This is a genomic window from Acetomicrobium sp. S15 = DSM 107314, assembly GCF_016125955.1.
In the GTDB taxonomy this organism is placed as follows: domain Bacteria; phylum Synergistota; class Synergistia; order Synergistales; family Thermosynergistaceae; genus Thermosynergistes; species Thermosynergistes pyruvativorans.
This window is the reverse complement of record NZ_JADEVE010000355.1, coordinates 1-321: the sequence shown is the minus strand read 5'-3', so window position 1 is coordinate 321 and position 321 is coordinate 1. Positions and strand designations below refer to the sequence as shown.

Here is a 321-nt window from a genome sequence, read left to right as displayed (position 1 = left end):
CCGCACTTTCTTCAAGGTCGAGGATAAGCTCTACCTTCAAGCCGGCGCAGGTGTGGTGAGCGACTCCGTCCCGGAGAGGGAATACGAAGAGACGCTGAACAAGGCCAGGGCACTCTTTTAAGCGGTGAAAAAGGCGAAGTAGGCGGAGGCAGCATGATCCTCGTGATAGATAACTACGATTCGTTCACATACAATCTCGTGCAACTCCTGAGCGTAGATGATCTTATCGTCGGCTTCCCAGTCGAAGTTCCACTTGCCTATCCACACCTTGAAGTCCCAGGGGAACATCACTTCGGCGTAGTAGCGCTCCCAGGCCGTGCC

Annotated in this window: 2 protein-coding genes; one reads left to right on the top strand and one right to left on the bottom strand. The window is 54.5% G+C overall.

Features of this window, described 5'->3' with window-relative positions:
• Positions 1–121, top strand: a 121-nt coding sequence (locus EZM41_RS11030; protein WP_198471139.1) for a chorismate-binding protein, incomplete at its 5' end; no start/stop codon positions are given.
• On the opposite strand, the gene EZM41_RS11025 is transcribed toward EZM41_RS11030, so the two are convergent.
• A partial coding sequence (locus tag EZM41_RS11025; protein WP_198471138.1) for a hypothetical protein occupies positions 118–321 on the bottom strand: 204 nt, incomplete at its 5' end. The genes EZM41_RS11030 and EZM41_RS11025 overlap by 4 nt on opposite strands.